Origin of the sequence: Streptomyces sp. MK37H (assembly GCF_018035285.1) — a bacterium.
Lineage (GTDB): Bacteria > Actinomycetota > Actinomycetes > Streptomycetales > Streptomycetaceae > Streptomyces > Streptomyces endocoffeicus.
In genome coordinates, this window is the sequence record NZ_JAAAYH010000714.1 from 1 (window position 1) to 2738 (window position 2738).

Genomic DNA, 2738 nt, shown 5'->3' on the forward strand with positions numbered 1-2738 from the left:
GACGACAAGCCGATCTCGCCCCAGACCTGCTTGCCCCCGCTCAGCGGCACCGAGCCCCAGGTCTGCGACATCGCCTCGATGAGCAGCAGTCCCCGCCCGCCGGTGGCCTCCCAGTCCACGGTCGCCGGTTTGACGGGGGTACGCGGCGAGAGGTCGTTCACCGCGATCCGCAGCCGGTCCGCGGTCAGCGTCAGATTCAGCCGCACCTCGCCGCGGGTGTGCACCAGGGCGTTGGTGACCAGCTCGGAGGTGACCAGCAGGGCCACGTCCAGCTCGTCCTCCAGCCCCCAGTTGCGCAGGGTGCGCGCGGTGAAGCGGCGGGCGTGCATCACGGCGTCGGGCAGCCGCCACACCGTCCAGCTCGCCCGGGTGGGCCGCACCCGCATCCCGTCGTAGCGCAGCAACAGCAGCGCGACGTCGTCGTCGCGGCGGCTGTCCCCGCCGAGCAGCGTGTCCGCCACTCCTCCGGGGTCGGCCGGGTCGGCGCGGGCGAGCGCCTGGCACGCCCGGCGCACACCGTCGTCCAGGTCGAGCCGGGCGGACTCGACCAGGCCGTCGGTGAACAGGGCGAGCAGGGTGCCGGAGGACAGCCCGGCGGCGGTCATCGGGAACTCCGCGTCCGCGACCACGCCCAGCGGCGGGCCGCCCTCGACGTCGAGCTCCTGCGTCGTGCCGTCCGGGTGGCGCAGCAGCGGCTGGATATGCCCGGCCCGGACGAACCACGCCTCGCCCTCCTCCATGTCGAGGTCGGCGTAGCAGCAGGTCGCGAAGAGATCGGTCTCCATGCCGACGAGGAGGCGGTTGGCGTGCGCCACGACCACATCGGGCGGGTGGCCCTCCACCGCGTAGGCCCGGATGGCGGTGCGCATCTGGCCCATGATCGTGGCGGCCGCGGCGCTGTGGCCCTGCACATCCCCGATGACCAGCGCCACATGGCCGTCCGGCAGCGGGATCACGTCGTACCAGTCGCCGCCCACCTCCAGGCCCATCGTCGCGGGCAGATAGCGGGTGACGGCCACCCCGCCGGGCAGCTCCGGCAGCTTCCGGGGCAGCAGGCTGCGCTGGAGCATGGTGGCCAGCTCGTGCTCGGCGTCCAGGGCGTGGGCGCGCACGAGGGCCTGGCCCACCAGACCGGCGGTCGCGGTCAGCAGCGAGCGCTCCTCCGGGCCGAACTCATGCCGCTCCTCCCAGCCGATCAGGCATACGCCGACGATCCGGCCGTCCGCCGGGAGCGGGAGGACGGCGAGGCCGCCGGGGCCGATACCGGCGAGCCCGGGTTCGAGATCGGCGCCCTCGGGCCAGATGCTGACCTGCCCCTCCCGCAGCGCCTCCGCCAGCGTGGGCAGGGCCTGGCTGGGCGGCTCGGGCCATTCGGAGCGCCAGGCGGCCCGCCACACCTCGGGCCAGGCGGCGGGTTCGGCGGGGGCGAGGACGCCGACCACCAGCTGCTCCGCCTGGAGCTCGGCGACCGCGAGCCGACCCGCCCCGAGCGGATCGCGCAGCGCACCGACCACTGCCCGGCCCACGTCGCGGACGGTGGTGGCCCCGGCCAGGGCGGCGGACAGCCGCTGCACCAGGGACACCTCGTCGGCGCTCGGCCGCAGATACGAGGTCTCCGCGACCACGCCGAGCATGCGCCGGGGCGTGCCGTCCGCCCCCGTCTCGACCCGGGCGCGCAGGCCCAGCCAGCGCAGCTCCCCGTTGGGGCGGCGGATCCGGAACTCCAGCTGTGCGGTGCCGGAGGTCAGCAGGTCGGGCTCCAGGACCGACATCAGGGCGGGCACGTCGTCCGGGACGGTGACCGCCAGCAGGGTCTCCACCCGGCCGTCGAAGTCCTCTCCGGGGATGCCGAAGAGGTCGAGCACCTCGATGTCGGCGGTCATCCGCCCGCTGTCGAGGTGCAGGACGAACGAGCCGACCCGCAGCCGGTCCAGGGTGAGGCCGGGCAGCTCGGGTCTCCGCTGGGTGAGTCCCTGCGGCCCGGCCGCTTCCACCCCGGCGGCCACGTGGTGGGCGTAGAGCTCGATGAAGCCCCGTCGGTCGGCGTCGATCCCGCCGGGTGCCTCGTCCACGACCACCAGACACCCCAGCCCCTTGCCGTCCCCGCCGAGTGGCAGCGCCCCCAGCGAGACGCCGGGCGTGGTGGGAGTCTCGGGCGTGGTGGGGCCGATGGGGCCGTAGGCGGCGAGTTCGGTGGGGGTCAGCCACAGGGGGCGCCCGGCGCGGAAGGCGTCGGCGACGGGCGAGCGCCCGGACAGCGGGTAGCGGGCCGGCAGCGCGTACGACCGTCCGGCGCCGCGCACCGTCTCGGCCAACCGCAGCTCGGCACCCTCCGCGTCCAGCACATAGACAGCCACCAACGCGGTCCCCGTGAACGTCAGCACATGCCCGGTCACAGCACGCCTGCACCGCCTCCGTGCGTGGACCGCCGGTCTCGTGGGCGTACCCGGGCCCTTGGTCGGCCTCCGCGCGGCGACCGGTCACGACCACCGGCAGGGCCTTCACTGCCGCGCCCCCTCGAAAGGGATTGCGCCTCTCCTCAAAGCATGGCACAGCGGGGTGAACCCGGCCATCTCCCCTCGGGGGCGACGGTGCTCAGCCGTACTGGGTGTCCGGCGGGTCTTTCCCCTCCCCGCCCCTTCCCGTGGCATCCATTTGCGGTTCCGCCGCGTGAGGGGTTCCGCCCCTGGACCCCGCGCCCCGGGGCGGAACCCCCGCCACGCGGCGGAACCGCATAT

The 2738-nt window shown here is 74.7% G+C and carries 1 protein-coding gene; it reads right to left on the reverse strand.

Features of this window, described 5'->3' with window-relative positions; translation table 11 throughout:
- On the reverse strand, window positions 1–2396 hold a 2396-nt coding region (locus GWI24_RS43110; protein WP_210951471.1), incomplete at its 3' end, for a SpoIIE family protein phosphatase.
- Window positions 2397–2738 lie beyond the last annotated feature (342 nt).